The 15,706-nt window shown below is 74.6% G+C and carries 15 protein-coding genes and 1 tRNA gene; 2 read left to right on the top strand and 14 right to left on the bottom strand.

Annotated elements, in window-relative coordinates; translation table 11 throughout:
- Window positions 1–1,383 (bottom strand): serine hydrolase, encoded by a 1,383-nt coding sequence (locus DEI91_RS08665; RefSeq protein WP_111051891.1) that lies wholly within the window; start codon window positions 1,381–1,383, stop codon window positions 1–3.
- A 123-nt stretch (window positions 1,384–1,506) separates the two neighbouring features.
- Here DEI91_RS08665 and DEI91_RS08660 point away from each other — a divergent pair.
- Window positions 1,507–1,578, top strand: a tRNA-Gly gene (locus tag DEI91_RS08660).
- A gap of 46 nt (window positions 1,579–1,624) precedes the next feature.
- On the opposite strand, the gene DEI91_RS08655 is transcribed toward DEI91_RS08660, so the two are convergent.
- The 6 genes from DEI91_RS08655 to DEI91_RS08630 form a co-directional block, all read right to left on the bottom strand.
- Window positions 1,625–1,876 carry a DUF6510 family protein gene (locus tag DEI91_RS08655; RefSeq protein ID WP_111051890.1) on the bottom strand — a complete coding sequence of 84 codons (252 nt, stop codon included), beginning with the start codon at window positions 1,874–1,876 and terminating at the stop codon, window positions 1,625–1,627.
- On the bottom strand, window positions 1,876–2,691 hold the full coding sequence (locus DEI91_RS08650; protein ID WP_258374360.1) for a ferredoxin reductase: 816 nt from the start codon (window positions 2,689–2,691) through the stop codon (window positions 1,876–1,878). The genes DEI91_RS08655 and DEI91_RS08650 overlap by 1 nt, the downstream gene beginning before the upstream one ends.
- The gene (locus tag DEI91_RS08645; protein WP_111051939.1) at window positions 2,688–3,281 is read right to left on the bottom strand and encodes a molybdopterin-dependent oxidoreductase; all 594 of its coding nucleotides are present in this window, start codon (window positions 3,279–3,281) and stop codon (window positions 2,688–2,690) included. Before DEI91_RS08645 ends, DEI91_RS08650 begins: the two co-directional genes overlap by 4 nt.
- 116 nt (window positions 3,282–3,397) lie before the next feature.
- The gene (locus DEI91_RS08640) at window positions 3,398–4,258 is read right to left on the bottom strand and encodes a glycosyltransferase family 2 protein (RefSeq protein WP_258374359.1); all 861 of its coding nucleotides are present in this window, start codon (window positions 4,256–4,258) and stop codon (window positions 3,398–3,400) included.
- Window positions 4,259–4,311: 53 nt separating this feature from the next.
- Window positions 4,312–5,898: a D-glycero-beta-D-manno-heptose 1-phosphate adenylyltransferase gene (gene rfaE2, locus DEI91_RS08635; RefSeq protein ID WP_111051888.1), complete on the bottom strand. Its 1,587-nt coding sequence runs from the start codon at window positions 5,896–5,898 to the stop codon at window positions 4,312–4,314.
- Entirely contained in the window at window positions 5,895–7,406 is a 1,512-nt protein-coding gene (locus DEI91_RS08630) for an aldehyde dehydrogenase (protein ID WP_111051887.1), read from the bottom strand. Before DEI91_RS08630 ends, rfaE2 begins: the two co-directional genes overlap by 4 nt.
- Before the next feature lie 215 nt (window positions 7,407–7,621).
- Between DEI91_RS08630 and DEI91_RS08625 the strand changes: the two genes are divergently transcribed.
- Window positions 7,622–8,722: a glycosyltransferase family 9 protein gene (locus DEI91_RS08625; RefSeq protein ID WP_111051886.1), complete on the top strand. Its 1,101-nt coding sequence runs from the start codon at window positions 7,622–7,624 to the stop codon at window positions 8,720–8,722.
- A 91-nt stretch (window positions 8,723–8,813) separates the two neighbouring features.
- On the opposite strand, the gene DEI91_RS08620 is transcribed toward DEI91_RS08625, so the two are convergent.
- The 7 genes from DEI91_RS08620 to DEI91_RS08590 form a co-directional block, all read right to left on the bottom strand.
- Entirely contained in the window at window positions 8,814–9,518 is a 705-nt protein-coding gene (locus DEI91_RS08620; protein WP_111051885.1) for an SDR family oxidoreductase, read from the bottom strand.
- Between the two features lie 48 nt (window positions 9,519–9,566).
- Window positions 9,567–10,958: a PfkB family carbohydrate kinase gene (locus DEI91_RS08615; protein WP_111051884.1), complete on the bottom strand. Its 1,392-nt coding sequence runs from the start codon at window positions 10,956–10,958 to the stop codon at window positions 9,567–9,569.
- Window positions 10,955–11,596 (bottom strand): SIS domain-containing protein, encoded by a 642-nt coding sequence (locus DEI91_RS08610; RefSeq protein ID WP_111051883.1) that lies wholly within the window; start codon window positions 11,594–11,596, stop codon window positions 10,955–10,957. Before DEI91_RS08610 ends, DEI91_RS08615 begins: the two co-directional genes overlap by 4 nt.
- Window positions 11,593–12,861 (bottom strand): glycosyltransferase, encoded by a 1,269-nt coding sequence (locus tag DEI91_RS08605; protein ID WP_111051882.1) that lies wholly within the window; start codon window positions 12,859–12,861, stop codon window positions 11,593–11,595. Before DEI91_RS08605 ends, DEI91_RS08610 begins: the two co-directional genes overlap by 4 nt.
- On the bottom strand, window positions 12,861–13,898 hold the full coding sequence (locus DEI91_RS08600; RefSeq protein WP_111051881.1) for a glycosyltransferase: 1,038 nt from the start codon (window positions 13,896–13,898) through the stop codon (window positions 12,861–12,863). Before DEI91_RS08600 ends, DEI91_RS08605 begins: the two co-directional genes overlap by 1 nt.
- 66 nt (window positions 13,899–13,964) lie before the next feature.
- Window positions 13,965–15,080 carry a glycosyltransferase family 9 protein gene (locus tag DEI91_RS08595; RefSeq protein WP_111051880.1) on the bottom strand — a complete coding sequence of 372 codons (1,116 nt, stop codon included), beginning with the start codon at window positions 15,078–15,080 and terminating at the stop codon, window positions 13,965–13,967.
- Window positions 15,077–15,625, bottom strand: a complete 549-nt coding sequence (locus DEI91_RS08590) for an HAD-IIIA family hydrolase (protein WP_111051879.1) — start codon at window positions 15,623–15,625, stop codon at window positions 15,077–15,079. Before DEI91_RS08590 ends, DEI91_RS08595 begins: the two co-directional genes overlap by 4 nt.
- Window positions 15,626–15,706 lie beyond the last annotated feature (81 nt).

Genomic DNA, 15,706 nt, shown 5'->3' with positions numbered 1-15,706 from the left:
TCAGTCCGGCCGACGCAGCGTCGCGACGCCGTCGTGCAACGGCTGCGTCTCCCAGACGGCCGTGATCGCTCCGTCGGCCAGGTCGACGCGCACGTGCAGCAGGTGCGGCGTCTCGACGAACCGCACGTCCACCGTCACGACGTCCTCGGTGCGCGCCCCGCTCGTGGCGGTCGCACCCGAGACGAGCCACTCGCCCTCACCGACAGGTGCGGTCACCTCGCCGGACGCATCGACCAGGGTGACCACCCAGCGGCCGGACGGGTCCTGGGTCAGGTGCACGGCCTCCAGTCCGGAGTCGCCGTCCACCGGCGACGGCGAGGACGGCGGGGTGGCGGGCAGGATGCCGAGCGGCTCGCCGACGAGCGGAGGCAGCGCGAGCCCGGCGAGTCGGGCCTGCAGGCTCTCGTTTGCGTCCGCTGCGCCCGCGCGGTCGACGGCGGGCAGCAGGTGCTCCCACACCGCGTCCAGCACGGCCTGCATGTCGGTGCTCTGCCCGGTCATCGCGACGACCACGTCCTGCTCCGGCAGCACGACGCAGAACTGGCCGTAGGCACCGTCGCCACGGAACCCGTGCCGGGCCATCCAGAACTGGAAGCCGTACCCCTGCGACCAGTCGGGATTCCCCTCGTCCGGGTTCGCGACCTGTGCGCTGGTCGCCTGATCGACCCAGTCCTCGTCGAGGATGCGTTCGCCCTCCCACACGCCACGCTGCAGGTACAGCTGGCCGAGCGCACCGATCGCGTCCGTCGTCGTGTACCCGCCGCTGTAGCCGAGTTCCGCGTCGGTGTCGTCGCGGCGCCACGAGAAGTCGTCGATGCCGAGGGGGGCGAAGAGCCGCGGCCGCAGGTACTCGAGCAGGGACGTCCCACTGGCCCGCCGGACGACCTCGGCGAGCGTGTACGTGCACGGCTGGTTGTAGGCGAAGACGCTGCCCGGTTCCTCGTCGGGCGGCAGGAGCAGGAACCCGCGGACGGTGTTCGTCGGGTCGATCGCCTCGGCGCGGTCGATCGTCTCGCTCCGGTGGCCGCTCGCCATCGCGAGCAGGTGCCGCACGCGCATCCGCCGGGTCCGGTCGTCGGTGATCTCTGCGTCGAGCTCCGGGAAGTGGCTGATCACGGTCGCGTCCAGGTCGATGAGCCCGGCGCGGACGGCGATGCCGACGGCGGCCGCCGTGAAGCTCTTGCTGAGCGAGTACAGCAAGTGCGGCCGATCCGGTGCGAAGGGTGCCCACCAGCCCGCCGCCGCGACCGCGCCGTGGCGGAGGACCACGAGGCTGTGCGGCTCCACGCCGGGCGCGGCCTCGAGCGCGGAGACGAGCTGGTCGATGCCCGCGGCGTCGATGCCGAGCGCGGACGGGGAACTGCGTCGGAACGTCGTCGTCACCCGTCCGACCCTAGCCCGACCGGCCGTTCCGAGGTCCGGCACGCCCGACACGCGGACGGGAGGCCAGGTTCACCGCTCGGGTCGGGTACAGTTGTCGACGTTGGTCACCCTGGTGGGCAGCGTGCGGATGTGGCGCAGTGGTAGCGCATCACCTTGCCAAGGTGAGGGTCGCGAGTTCGAATCTCGTCATCCGCTCGGAACAGCAGGACACCTGAACCCCTCGGCCGGTCGGCCGGGGGGTTCAGTCGTTCGCGACGGCTCGCGCGCCGGGGAGGGCGACCCAGTGCTGCGCTCCCGCGTCGACCACCGTCACGAGCACCGTGTCGCAGCCGCGGCAGCGGGCGACGCTGCCCATCGCGGTCCGGTACACCCGGGTCACCGCGAGGAGTCCGGTCGTGTCGCAGCCCGAGCAGCGGAGCCGGGCCGAGGTCGCGTCGACCCCGAGCACCCCGCCGAGGTCCCCGGCCAGGGCATTGCCGTCGACGATCGTCATCAGGCGCCTCCGAACCGTTCCGCACGCACCCCGGTGGTGTCGTGCCCGAGTTCCCCGAGCCAGCGCAGGACCTGCTCGACGAACGGCGTCGACCCGCAGACGTAGACCTGTGCGCCGGCGTCCGGCGGCAGGACGGCAGCCCCGAGCCGGTCGCGCGTGAGACGTCCGACGGGTGCCGACGACCCCTCGGGAGCGCGGCGGCTGTACACGACGTCGAGGTCGAAGGGCGCGCGGTCCGCGGTGCGCAGGGCGGCCTCGAGCTCGCCGCGGAAGAAGACGTCCTCCGGGGTGCGGACGGCGTAGAGCAGCCGGAAGGGCGTCGGGTCCTCGGCACCGGCGTGCGCGGCGACCATCGGCAGGAGCGGCACGACGCCCGACCCACCGGCGATGAGCTGCACCGGGCGGGACGCCGGGTCGGCGCCCGGACGCCAGACGAACCAGCCGCCGAGCGGGCCGTGCACCTCGAGCGCGTCGCCGACCTCGACCGCGTCGACGAGGAACGGGGACACCTCGCCGTCCTCCACCCGGTCGACGGCGAGCGTCACGCGCGTGCCGTCCCCGGAGGACGCGATCGAGTACGAGCGGGTCGCCTGGTAGCCGTCCTCCGCCGTCAGCCGCAGGTCCAGGTGCTGGCCCGGGTCGTTGCCGGGCCAGGTCGGCACGTCGAGCACCAGTCGTCGGGCGTTCGGGGTCTCGGGGGAGACCGCGGCGACGGTGGCCGGGTGCCAGGCCGGGCGGCGGAGCGGGCGGGCCGGCGTCACGGGACCGGTTCGCGCCTCCAGGCCGGGGGCGCCGTCGGTGCTGGACAGGGTCACCAGTACCGCTCTTCCTTCCACGGGTCGCCGTGCATGTTGTAGCCGGCGTTCTCCCAGAAGCCGGGTTCGTCCTCGGCGTGCATGGTGATGCCGCGCACCCACTTCGCGCTCTTCCAGAAGTACAGGTGCGGTACGAGCAGCCGGGCCGGACCGCCGTGCTCCGGGGTCAGGGGTTCGCCGTCGGCCTCGAACGCGATCCACGCCTGGCCCTCGAGGAGTTCGTCGAGGGGGACGTTCGTCGTGTAGCCGCCGAAGCTGTGCACCATGCAGAAGTCGAGCGAGGTCTCGACGTCCGCGAAGAGCTTGTCGAGGGGGACCCCGCGCCAGGCCATGCCGAGCTTCGTCCAGTGCGTGACGCAGTGGATGTCGACGGTGATGTCCTCGAGCCCGAGCGCCCGGACCTCGTCCCACGTCCACGTGTGCAGCCCGGACTCGGTGCGGATCGAGAAGTTCCACTCGGAGGGCTCGATCTCGGGCGTCGCGCCGGCCGACAGCACCGGCCAGTCCTGCACCAGCGTCTGTCCGGGCGGGATGCGGCTGTCGTCGGCGTCCCGGCGGCGTCCGCCGAACCCGCGTGTGAAGGTGGCCATCGCGTCCTCGTTCCCATGGTCGTCGCCGGCCTCGTCCGTGCCGCTGCGTCGATCCTGCCGCACGGTCGACCGCTTGTCAGCAGCCGCGCGGCGCTGGGCGTGGCGTGCCCGATCGGTCAGGTGCCCGGGTGCTGATCCGCGTGCTGCTGGTGCGCTTCGTGCGCGAAGACCACGTCCGGCGCGTCGACGGAGCGGTCCGTCACCGTGGTCGGGGCCTCGAGGTGCACGGCCCCGGACGGCACGATGCCGGCGCCGCCGAAGCGCTCCATCACCCGCCACTGGACGACCACGTCCTCGCCCGCGTGCCCGATCGGCAGGGTCTCCCAGAACCCGAAGCCGCCGACCGCCTCGAGCGCGGCCCGGTCGTACATCGCACAGGCGCCGACCCACGCGACGCGGTACGGCAACCAGCCGCCCGGTTCGACGTCGAGCTCGGCGGCGACGTGGACCAGGTTCGCGGCGTTGTGCAGGGACCAGCGGTCGAACCCGGGCGTGCCGCGGCGCACCACCTCGGGGACGACCGGGCCGTCCCAGAGCGCGAACGGTGCCGTCTCGTGCGGACGGCGGTCCTCGAGGTACGACAGCCCCTGGACCGCGCTCCCGACGAAGCCGGTGCCGAGCGAGCGCAGGGCGTCGAGCATCCGGTGCACGGACCCGGGTTCCAGCCAGACGTCGTCGTCGAGGAACAGGACGGCGTCCGCGGTGGCGTGCGCGAGCAGGAAGTGCCGGTGCTCGGCGAGTCCGCGCCGCTCCGGGTGGGTGAGCAGCGTGACGGGCCGGCCCTGGGCCTCCAGGACGCGGACCATGGCGGCGATCGCCGGCTGCGCCGCGGCGTCCCCCGTCGCGGACTGGTCGCTGAGCACGAGACGGAACGCGACGTCGGTCTGGGCCGCCAGGCCGGCGAGGGTGGCGGCGAGCTCCGCCGTGCGCCCGACGGTCGGGACGAGGACGTCGACGTCGACCGGGGTGCTTCCCACCGCCGGGTCCGCGGTCGGGCGACCCCACTCGCCGGACCACCGTGCGCCGCGCGTCATGCGTCCCCGGACACGGCGGTCGGGTCTCCCGTCGGCGCGCCGGTGCCGGCGCCGGTGCCGGCGGCGGTCTCGCGGATGCGACGGACGACGGCGCTCGTCGAGTGCTCGGCGACGTAGTCGACCATGACGACCTCGCCGCCGTGGGCCCGCACGACCTCGGTCTCGCTGAGCATCTCGGGGGAGTAGTCGCCGCCCTTGACGTAGACGTCCGGTCGGATGCGCTCGATGAGCGGGATCGGGGTGTCGGTCGCGAACACCGTCACCAGGTCGACGCAGGCCAGCGCGGCGAGGACGCCGGCGCGGTCCTCGGCGGTGTTGATCGGCCGCTCCGGACCCTTCAGCCGACGGACCGAGTCGTCGTCGTTCAGTGCGACGACGAGCAGGTCGCCGAGCTCGCTCGCCTGGCGGAGGTACGTGGTGTGCCCGCGGTGGACGACGTCGAAGCAGCCGTTCGTGAACACGATGCGGCGCCCGGCGCGACGGGCCTCCTCGACGGCGGCGGCGAGCTCGTCGTGGTCGACGACGGTCTCGGCCGGGGCGGACACCGAGGCCACGAGCGCATCGGCCGTACAGACCGAGGTCCCGGCCTCGCGCACCACGACGTCGGCGGCCGCCTGGGCGAAGGAGACGGCCTCGCGGACCGGGGTCCCGACGGCGAGGGCGACCGAGGCCGCGGCGCAGAACGTGTCGCCGGCGCCGGACGCCTGCTGCTCGGACGCCGGCGTGGCACGGGTGCGGTGCACGTCCGACGGCGTGTGCCCCGTGCCGGCGGCCTCGAGCAGCACGGTGCCGTTGCGGTCGAGCGTCACGACCACGTTCCGCGCGCCGGTGACGGCGAGGACCTCGTCGCGTGCGGCGATCACGGTCGCGGCCCGGTCGGCACCCTGTCCGAGGTCGCGGCCGAGCAGCCCGGCGGCCTCGCCGGCGTTCGGCGTGACGAGGTCCGGACGGAGGGCGTGCCAGCGGCTGAGGTCGTGGGCGTCCACGACGACGGTCGTGGGGCGGTCGCGCTCGAGGACCGGCACGATCGCGGTCGCGTCGACGCCGAGGTCGTAGTCGCAGACGACGACGGCGTCTGCACGGGCGTCCGTCGGCGTGCCCGGAGCGTCCCCGGGAGCGGTTCCGCGCACGGCTGCCGCCGCCGCCTCGGCGAGGAGCGCCGTGTCCGCTGCGCTCGGCGGTCCGGCCAGGTCGTCGACCCGGACGACCACGCGGTCGCCCCCGACGATGCGGTCCTTGCAGGTGGTCGTCGCTCCCGGGACCGCGACGAGCCAGCGTGTGTCGACACCGGCTGCGTCGAGCCGGTCGCGCAGGACCCGCCCGGTCTCGTCGTCGCCGATCAGGGCGACCATGCGGACGCGCGCACCCAGGGCGCGGGCGTTGACCGCGGTGTTCGCCGCGCCTCCCGGGACGGCGATGGTCTCGGTGACCCGGACGACGGGCGCGGGGGCCTCGCGCGAGACCCGTTCGGCGGCACCGACCGTCCAGCGGTCGAGGATGACGTCCCCGACCACCACGACGACCGGCTGCTCCGCCGCGACCGCGTCCACGACGCGGCGGACGGACCGGACGTCGGCGCTCATCGGACGTCCTCGGCGGTGGCGGTGTCGGTGTCGTGGCTGCCCGCGGTCGCCGGGTCGACGGCGTCGGCGGTGCCGGCGGTGGGGGCGCTCGTCCGACGCGGGGCGGCCTCGAGGTGCACGACCGTGGTGGTCGTCATCTCGTCGAGCAGGTGCGGGCCGTAGCCGAAGCCGGAGCCGGAGGCGCCGCGGGGCTCGGCGCTGCCGCCCGGTGCGCCGCCGAACACCGCGTTGATCTTCACGGTGCCGACGGGCAGCTCTGCGGCGGCACGGAGCGCGGTCGCGGTGTCGCCGGTCAGGACGGTCGCGGCCAGGCCGTACCGGTCCTCCGCGGCCAGGCGGAGCCCCTCGGCCATGTCGTCCACGACGCGGAGCGGGGCGATCGGACCGAAGGTCTCCTCGGTGAGCACGAGCATGTCGTCGGTGCAGTCCGTGAGGACCGTCGCGGGGTAGAACGTGCCGGCACCCTCCGGCACCGTGCCACCCACCAGGACGCGGGCGCCGGCGTCGACGGCCTGGTCGACGTGCTCCTGGACGGTCGTGCGCAGGCGCTCGTCGACGAGGGGACCGAAGTCGGTGGCGGACGAGGCGGTCTTCCGCTCCGCGGCGCGTACCAGGGCGGCGGTGAACTCCTCGGCGATGTCGCGGTGGACGTAGACGCGCTCCACGCTCGTGCAGATCTGTCCGGTGTTCGCGAAGGCGCCGAGGGCGACCTGTTCCGCCGCCCACACCGGGTCGACGTCGGCGTCCACGACCGCGGCGTCGTTGCCGCCGTTCTCGCGGATGACATGGGCGCGGGTGCGGAGTGCGGCCTCGGCCAGGCGGTCACCGGTCGCCGTCGACCCGACGTGGGCGTACACCGCGATGCCGTCCTCGGCGAGGAGCTGCTCGCCCGTCGTCGCGTCACCGTCGACCCCCACGAGCACGCCCTCGGGGAGCTCGGCGGCGAGCAGGCGGTTCAGGAGCGCGATCGTGCCCGGGCTCCGTTCGCTGCCCTTGTGCACGACCGTGTTGCCGGCGACGATCGCGGCGCCGAGGATCCCGCAGGCGACGGCGACCGGGTCGTTCCACGGGGTCAGCGCGAGCACGACGCCGCGCGGGTGCGGGACGGCGAAGTCGGCCGCGCCGTGGTTCCCGCGGAGCGCCTCGCCCCGGTGCAGCGGACCGAGCTCGGCGTACTGGATGAGCGTGTTGATGCCGGCCTCGACGCCGCCGAGGGCGTCGCCCGGGACCTTGCCGGTCTCGCGGGTGTTCATCGCCGCGAGTTCGTCGGCGTGCTCGCGGAGCCGTTCGGCAGCCGCGCGGAGCACCGCGCCGCGCTCACCCGGAGCGGTGCGGGCCCAGCCGGTGGCCGCTGCCCGCGCACGTGCGACCGCGTCGCGCACCTCGTCCGCCGTGCTCCGGCGGGTCACCGAAGCCACCTCGCCGGTCACGGGGTCGAGCACCGTGATGGTGTCCGTGGACGGGTCGTCCGTCGCCGGGGCGGTCAGGGTGGGGGCATCGAGCGTCATGTGCGTCCTTCGGTCGTGGTCCGGTGTCACGGCACCGGCCCCTCCACGCTCCTCCTCTTCCGCTGGACACGCCCGGGGGATCCGTCCCGGTGTCCACGGGACGCAGCTCCTGCGGCCGTGCGCTGCTGCTGCGCACCGACCGCATCGTGGCCGGGTAGGAACGAAGGGATGCGGTCGGACGACCCACCGCGTCGGACACGAGGAGGACGACGGGCGTGGTGCAGATCGGACGTGGCGGCGAACGGTTCGAGGGGGTCCGCGAGATCGCGGTGCTCCGCGGTGGGGGACTCGGCGACCTGATGTTCGCGATGCCCGCCATCGAAGCCCTGGCGGCCGCGTACCCGGAGGCCCGGCTGACGCTGCTCGGCACGCCGATGGCGGCGGCGCTCCTGCCGGGGCGCACGGACGCCGTGCACGCCGTCGAGGAACTGCCCGTCTCGCCCGGTGTGCGGGACGGCGGTGACGGGGCACCGGACCTCGAGGACTTCTTCGCCCGGCTCACCGGCCGGTTCGACCTCGCCGTCCAACTGCACGGCGGCGGGCGCAACTCGAACCCGTTCCTGCTCCGCCTCGGCGCCGCGCACTCGGTCGGCACCGCGACCGAGGACGCCACCCCGACCGAGCGCTGGGTGCGCTACGTCTACTACCAGCACGAGGTGCTGCGCGCGCTCGAGGTCGTCGGGCTGGCCGGTGCCGAACCCGTCACCCTGGACCCGAGGATCATCGTCGGGGCCGACGAGCGCGCCGCGGTCCGGGAACGACTCGGGGTGCGGGGCCGCCTGGTCGCGATGCACCCGGGCGCGACCGACCCGCGCCGCCGGTGGAGCCCCGAGCGCTTCGCCGCCGTGGCGATCGCCCGGCTCGAGGCCGGCGACGACGTCGTGCTCGTGGGCGACGACTCCGACCGACCGGCCGCGACGAGCATCCGGGCGTCCGTCTCCGAGGCGGTCGAGCCGGAGGTCGCCGCACGGCTGCACGACCTGACCGCCGCGCTGCCCCTCCAGGAACTCCCCGCCGTGCTCGCGGCCGCCGACGTCATGGTCGGGGACGACTCCGGCCCCCGGCACCTGGCGGTCGCCGTCGGCACGCCGACCGTGGGCGTCTTCTGGTTCGGCAACGTCATCAACGCCGGTCCGCTCGACCGGGGACGGCACCGCGTGCTCATGAGCTTCGTCACCCGCTGCCCGGTGTGTGACGTCGACGTCACGCAGGTGGGGTGGAGCGCGGAGCGCTGCGAGCACGACCCGTCCTTCGTCGACGAGGTCACGCCGGACCGGGTGCTCGCCGACGTCGAGGACCTGCTGGCCACCGCCTGAGCGGCTTCGCCCGCGCGGCGCCACCGCAGGCGGACGGGAGGCCCGGTACCAGCTGGTACCGGGCCTCCCGTCCGTCAGGCGTGTGCGCCGGTCAGGGCCAGCTGGGCTCGGTCGCCGGCATGATCGACAGCTCGCGGATCTCGCAACCGGCCGGCTGCGAGAGGGCGAAGATGATCGAGTTCGCGACGTACTCCGGCTCGATGAGCTGCGCGTCCGGGCCCGGCTTGTACTGCTCGGTGCGGTCGGCGAAGAAGTTCGTGCGCATGCCCGCCGGGATCACGTTCGTGACACCGATGCGGCCCGCGGTCTCGGCGGCGAGGGCCTGCGAGAACCCGCGGACGCCGAACTTCGACGCGGAGTAGGCGGTGCCGTGGCCGACGCCGCGCAGGGCGAGCGACGACGAGATCGTCACGACGCGGCCGTGCGAGGCCTCGAGCGCCGGCAGTGCTGCACGGACGGTCGACGCGGTGCCGATGAGGTTGACGCCGACGATCTTCTCCCAGTTGCCGGACGAGATCGCGTCGATCGGCGCCGGGGTGTCGATGCCCGCGGCGGTCACGACGGCGTCGAGGCCACCGTGACGCTCGACGGCCTCGCGGACGGCGCGCTCGACGGCGTCGGTGTCCGAGACGTCCACGGCGACGGCGTCGACGCCCTCGGGGACCGCGTCGATGCGCAGGTCGAGGACGATCGGGGTGCCGCCGGCCTCGGTGACGGCGGCCACGACGGCTGCGCCGAGTCCGGAGGCGCCGCCGGTGACGAGGACGCGGCCGATGGGGGTGGTGGGGACGGGCATGGATGTCCTTCGGTTCTGGTGCTGTGGTCGTGAGGGGGAGAGCGGGGCTCAGCCGACGCGTTCGATCGCGGCGGCCAGGCGGGTGGTGGAACGGCCCGGGTGGAACGGGACGGTGACGACGCGGCCGCCCCACTCCGCCAGGGTGACGGACTCGGGCAGCTCGTCGGCGGTGTAGTCGCCGCCCTTCGCCCAGACGTCCGGCTTGAAGCGACGGAGCGCCTCGTCGGGGGTCGACTCGTCGAACACGACGACGGCGTCGACGCAGTCCAGGGCGAGGAGGAGCTCCACGCGGTCGTCCTGCCCCATGATCGGGCGGTCCGGACCTTTCAGTCCGCGGACCGACTCGTCGGAGTTCAGGCAGACGACCAGGCAGTCACCGAGGGCGCGGGCAGCGGACAGGGTGCGGGCGTGCCCGGCGTGCAGCAGGTCGAAGCAGCCGCCGGTCGCGACGACGACGCCGCCGGCGGCCCGCACGTCGTGCACGACCCGGAGGGCGTCCCGGTCGGCGCCCGGCACCGCGATCGGTGCGGGTGGTGCGCCCTCGACGAGCGAGGCGACGCCGCCGGCTGCGAGGTAGGCAGAGGCGTCGCCGACCCCAGCGGTCACCGCATCGGCGACCTCCGCACCCGAGGCGAGGGCCACGGCGACACCGGCGGCGAGTCGGTCGCCGGCACCGCACGGGTCGCCGGCGGTGACGGAGGGCGCCGGTACGAAGCGCGAGTCGAGCCCGCGCTCGGTGCGGCGGCCGACGAGGGCACCGCGTTCGCCCATGGTCACAGCGACGGCGTGTGCCTCCCACCGCGTCACGAGCTCCGCCGCGGCGTCGGTGGCGAACGCGACCCCGGTGCTGCCGAGCCCGGTGAAGCGCTGCGCTTCGCTCGCGTTGGGGGTGACGACGGTGACGCCGGCGACCGGCGCCTCGCCCTTCGGGTGCGGGTCCCACACGACCGGGGTGTGCGCCGCGACGGCGGTGAGCGCCGAGCGCATCTCCTCGGCGGCGGTCAGGCCGCGGCCGTAGTCGGCGACGATGACGGCGTCGGCGTCCTCGAGCGCGGCACGCATCTGAGCGGTGACCGCGGGGACGGGCGGGGTGTCGCACCCCTCGTCGATGCGGACGAGGGCGTGGTCCCCGACGCGCACCCGGGTCTTCACCGGAGTCGGTGCGCCGGAGGGGCCCTCGACGATCGTGACGCCCGGCAGGAGCGACCGCAGCCGCTCCGCGGGGGCGTCGTCGCCCAGCACGGTCACGAGCCGGACGTCGTGGCCGTCCTTCGCGAGCATGGTCGCGACGAGACCGGCACCACCGGCCCGGCGCTGTTCCGAGCGGACGTCGAGCACGGGCACCGGGGCGTCCGGGCTGAGCCGTTCGCTCGTGCCGCTGACGTCCACGTCGAGCAGGGTGTCGCCGACGACGACGATGCGGAGCTGACGGTCGGTCATCGGGTGCCTCCCCGGCGGAGCGCGGGCTCCATGGCGCGGCAGAGGGCGTGGACGAGGACGAGCTGCGCCTCCTGCACGTTGGCGGACGGGCCGTCGATGGCGATGACGTCGTCGACCGCGCTCGCGAGCGGGTTCGGTAGGGCGCCGGTCATGGCGACGGACCGGGCCCCGACGTCACGCGCGGCAGCGGCGGCGGCGAGGAGGTTCGGGCTCTTGCCGCTGGTGCTGAGGAGGACGACGACGTCACCGGCGCGGGCGTGTGCTCGGACCTGGCGGGCGAACACCTGCTCGAAGCCGTAGTCGTTCCCGATGGCGGTCACGGCGGAGGTCTCGGCGTGCAGCGCGATCGCCGAGTACGCCGGGCGGTCCCCGTCGAACCGGCCGGTGAGCTCCGAGGTGAGGTGCTGCGCCTCGGCCGCCGAGCCGCCGTTGCCCGCCGCGAGGAGCCGACGGCCGGCGACCAGGCGGGCCGCGATGTCGTCCGCCCAGGCGGCGATGTGCTCGCCGTGGTCGACGAGCGACGCGATGACGGGCACCGACGCGGCGATGTGGTCGAGCACGACGCGCGTGCTCGTGCCGTCGGCAGGGCCGGCTGTGCCGGTCTCGGTCGTGCCGATCCCGGTCTGCTCGATGGTCATCGGGCGTTCCTCTCGGTGATGGGGGAGGTGGCGGCGACGCGGTCGGCGGCGACCAGGCGCTCGTACACGCGCTGGGTGTCGGTGGCGACCTTCCGCCAGGTGTACTTCGACTCTGCACGTCGGCGACCGGCGCGGCCGTAGGCGGCTCGGCGCTCCGGGTCGTCGAGCAGCCCGCCGAGCGCGACCGCGAGGCCGTCCTCGTCGCGGGGTTCGACGTGCAGGCCGGTCGCGTCCTCGACGACGGTGTCGATGAGGCCGCCGACCCGGGATGCGACGACGGGGACGCCGCACGCCATCGCCTCGAGCGGGACGATGCCGAACGGCTCGTACCAGGGCGCGCAGACGACGACGTCGGCGCTGCGGTACACCGCGCCCATCGCCTCCTGCGCGAGCTGACCGCGGAAGGACACGTGGTCACGGATGCCGAGCTCACGGGCCAGGGCGTCGAGGCGCTGGTACTCGGGGTCGTCGGGCAGGTCGGCCCCGGCGACGCCGGCTCCGCCGACGACGACGAGCTCGACGTCGCGGCCCTCGGCGACCAGGCGGGCGACGGCGGCGATGGTCGTGCCGACGCCCTTGCGCTGCACGAGGCGCGAGGCCGTCAGCACACGGTGGGTCCGGCCGCGCTCCTCGACGGGGCCGTCCGGACGGAACAGCTCGACGTCGACGCCGCACGGCACCACGGAGATGGAGCGGAGGGGCACTCCGAGGGTCTTGAGCTCGAACGCCTCGTCCGAGCACGTCGCGACGACCTGGTCGGCTCCGCGGCCGACGGCCGGTTCGAGCCACTCGCGCTCCGCCGGGCTGGTGTCCGCCGAGCCCTGGTGGCGGCGCTTGACGACGCCGAGGGCGTGGAAGGTCTGGACGACGGGGATGCGCGGTCCGCCGGTACGCAGTTGCACCTGGTTGACGGCGTCCAGCGTGGCGTGCCCGGACATCCAGAAGTGCCCGTGCACCACGTCGGGCCGGTCGGTCGCCCACTCGGACGCGAGGACCTGCGCGAACGTGCCCATGTACGGGAGCAGGTCGTCCTTCGGCACGTGCGTGGCGGGGCCGGCGTCGACGTGCACGACGTCCACACCGGGCCGGAGCGGGACGCGCACCGGCAGGGTCGGGTCGTCCCGCCGGGTGTACACGGTGACCGAGTGGCCGCGGTCGGCCAGGGCGGCGGACAGCGCGGCGACGTGGACGTTCTGGCCGCCGGCGTCGACGCCGCCGAGCGTCGCGAGCGGGCTCGCGTGCTCCGAGACCATGGCGATCTGCATCAGCTGCTCCTCCCACCGGTCGGCAGCGCTGCGGCTCCGGCCGTCTCCGTCTCCCGCTCGGGACGCGGCGCGCGCGTCCGCGCGTGGTGCTCAGTGTGCACGTCATCGAGCAGGGCGTCCCAGTCCGCGGTGAAGCGCGACAGCGCGTGCCGCGCGAGCACGGCCTCCCGCGCGACGAGGCCGCGTCGGCGCGCCTCGTCCGGGTCGTCGAGGAGCGTCCGGGAGGCCCGCACCAGCTCCTCCACGTCGGTCGCGATCGCGCCGGCCTCGGCGGGCACCGTGCGGGACGCGTCGGTCGTCGCGAGGACGAGGACCGGCATCGCCATGTGCATCGACTCGATGAGCGAGAGCCCGAGGGACGTCCAGCGGTTCGCGTGGACGTACGCGCGACGCTGGGCGAGGGCGGCGTGCATCGGGTCCGGCTTGACGTCGCCGAGCCCGACGAGCAGGTCGCCGTGGCCGAGCCCGGCGAGCTCCTCGGTGCCCATGCCGAAGACGTCGACGGGGGCGACCGCGCCGAAGCGGGGGAGCAGGTCGGTGCCGACGACACGGTTCCGACGCACCGGTTCGTTGATGACGGCGCCGAAGCGTTCGAGCTCGCCGGTGTACAGGGCGCCCGGGTCGACGACGCCGTGTTCGACGACGGTCGTCCGGGTGGAGCCGCAGTCCCACATGAGGGCGTTCCAGTGCGTCACGTGCGCGATCGTCACGTCGGCCCGGTCGCGGAAGGGGTGCAGGCTGTTCGGCACGTCCACGCGCGGCGCGTTGTGCTCGACGAAGACGGTGGGGAACTCGGTGCGCCCGAGCAGGCGCTGCGCGACCTCGAGTTCCTCCGGCCGCTGCAGGACCACCAGGTCCACGTCCGCGTCGGCGACGTCCTCGGGTGCGATCTCGACGGCGTTCGTCCCCCAGTCCCGGCCGCCGCGGCCGAGGCCCCAACCGTCTCGCTCCGGGGTGGTCGGGATGAGGTACTCGTGCGGGCCGCGGACGAAGGCGTCCATCCAGCCGCCGTGCACGTGCCACACGAGGATCCGCATGCACTGCCTTTCGGTCGCTGTCGATCAGGAGGGGAGGAGAAGGAGGAGGAGCAGCAGTGCCGCACGCTACCGATCAGCGTCTGGCGGTGTTCGCAGGGACGCCTGCTTCGTCCGGAGAGCGCACCCGATGAGCCGTTCGTGGGCCGCGAGCACGTCGTCGACGCCGACACCGGCCAGACACGGGTGGCCGGTGACGGGGCAGTCCCGCGCCCGGCTGAGGCGACACGGTGCCTCCTGGTCGCCGAGCAGCTCGACGTGCGCCGCGTACGGCGCCCACTTGACGGCGGGTACGACGGGGGAGAACAGGCTGATGATCCGTGCGCCGACGGCCGCGGCGAGGTGGGCCGGTCCGGTGTTCCCGACGACGACGACCTCGGCACCGGCGAGGACGGCCGCCAGCTCGGCCAGGCTGGTCCGACCACCGAGGTCGATGCCGGTGCTGCCGGCGACCGCCGCGGTGAGGTCGCGCTCGCCCGGGGAGCCGGTGACGACCACCGGGACGCCGAGGCGTGCGTACGCGTCGACGAGTGCCCGGTGGGACGACGGCGGCCAGGAGCGTGCCTCCACGCTGGCTCCGGGGTGGACCACGACGTACCGGTCCAGCGCGGCGACCGCCTCGGGCACCACGACCCCCTCGCCGAGGCGCACGCGGAGCAGGCCGTCGTCGTCCTCGGGCAGGGTCCAGCCCGCGGCGGCCGCGATGCGGAGCGCACGCTCGGGTTCGGGGATGTCCTCGGGCAGGTCCTCGCCGGGGCGGAGGCGCACGTCGAGCAGCGAGCCCGGGTGGTCGACGGACGCGCCGGAGACCCGCGGGACACCGGCGAGCCGGAGCAGCATCGCCAGCGGCAGCGGCGACTGGTGGAAGGACGTCAGCACGACGGCCTCGTCCGGACGCTCCTCGGCGATCAGGGCCCGGAACTCGGCGAGGACGTCGTCGTCGAGCGGGCGGACGGTCTCCGTGACCCACGGCGCCGCCCACACCCGGAGCGAATCGACCCCGGGCAGCAGCGCACCGGCGGGGGCGCCCTGCGGGCCGCACAGCAGCGTGACGTGGTCGGCCCGGGCGGCGACGGCGCGGACGGCCGGACCGGCGACCAGGACGTCGCCGAACGAGTCGAGGCGCGCGACGAGCACCCGGCGTCCGCGGGCGTGCCCGGCGCCCGGGACGCCACCGACGGTCACGGTGCCACCGGCACGGCGCGGGCGACGACGAGGGCGACGGCGTCCTCGATCGTGCGGGCGACCGTGGTCGCGGCACCGACCTCCGCCGACAGCGTGCGCGCGGTGGGCACGAGGACGCCCTGCGCTCCTGCCGCGGCGGCCGCACCGACGTCGGCGCCGATGTCCCCGATGACGACGAGGTCCGCCGGGTCGAGCCCGAGCCGGTCCGCGGCGGCGAGCACCATGCCGGGGCGCGGCTTGCGGCAGGCGCAGTCGTCGCCGCGGTCGTGCGGACAGACCTCCCAGACGTCGAACGGCCCGACGAGCTCGTCCACCCGGGCGTTCGTCGCGTCGACCTGCTCGCGGGTGGCCATGCCCTTCGCGATGACGGACTGGTTGGTCACGACACCCACCGCGAGTCCCGCCGCCCGCGCCGCTGCGACCGCGCGGGCGGCGCCCGGCACCGGCACGACCCGGGCCGGATCGGCGTTGTAGGGGACGTCGACCACCAGGGTGTCGTCACGGTCGAAGAGCACGCCGCGCAGCGGTCGGTCGGAGAGGGCCACACCCCTCTCTACCGGGCGGACGCGGGGCTCGCCCAACCGGGTGGCCTCCGGTGGCGCGCCGCGGACAACGCCCCGGGCGTG

The organism is Curtobacterium sp. MCBD17_032, assembly GCF_003234855.1.
In the GTDB taxonomy this organism is placed as follows: domain Bacteria; phylum Actinomycetota; class Actinomycetes; order Actinomycetales; family Microbacteriaceae; genus Curtobacterium.
The sequence above is the reverse complement of the archived record's forward strand: the minus strand, read 5'-3'. Positions and strand labels throughout refer to the sequence as shown.

Coding starts and splice junctions, on each gene's coding strand:
- DEI91_RS08620 (WP_111051885.1), bottom strand. CDS start 9,518: ATGCCCGTCCCCACCACCCCCATCGGCCGCGTCCTCGTCACCGGCGGC.
- DEI91_RS08655 (WP_111051890.1), bottom strand. CDS start 1,876: ATGACGATCGTCGACGGCAATGCCCTGGCCGGGGACCTCGGCGGGGTG.
- DEI91_RS08615 (WP_111051884.1), bottom strand. CDS start 10,958: ATGACCGACCGTCAGCTCCGCATCGTCGTCGTCGGCGACACCCTGCTC.
- DEI91_RS08630 (WP_111051887.1), bottom strand. CDS start 7,406: ATGACGCTCGATGCCCCCACCCTGACCGCCCCGGCGACGGACGACCCG.
- DEI91_RS08605 (WP_111051882.1), bottom strand. CDS start 12,861: ATGCAGATCGCCATGGTCTCGGAGCACGCGAGCCCGCTCGCGACGCTC.
- rfaE2 (WP_111051888.1), bottom strand. CDS start 5,898: ATGAGCGCCGACGTCCGGTCCGTCCGCCGCGTCGTGGACGCGGTCGCG.
- DEI91_RS08645 (WP_111051939.1), bottom strand. CDS start 3,281: ATGGCCACCTTCACACGCGGGTTCGGCGGACGCCGCCGGGACGCCGAC.
- DEI91_RS08610 (WP_111051883.1), bottom strand. CDS start 11,596: ATGACCATCGAGCAGACCGGGATCGGCACGACCGAGACCGGCACAGCC.
- DEI91_RS08600 (WP_111051881.1), bottom strand. CDS start 13,898: ATGCGGATCCTCGTGTGGCACGTGCACGGCGGCTGGATGGACGCCTTC.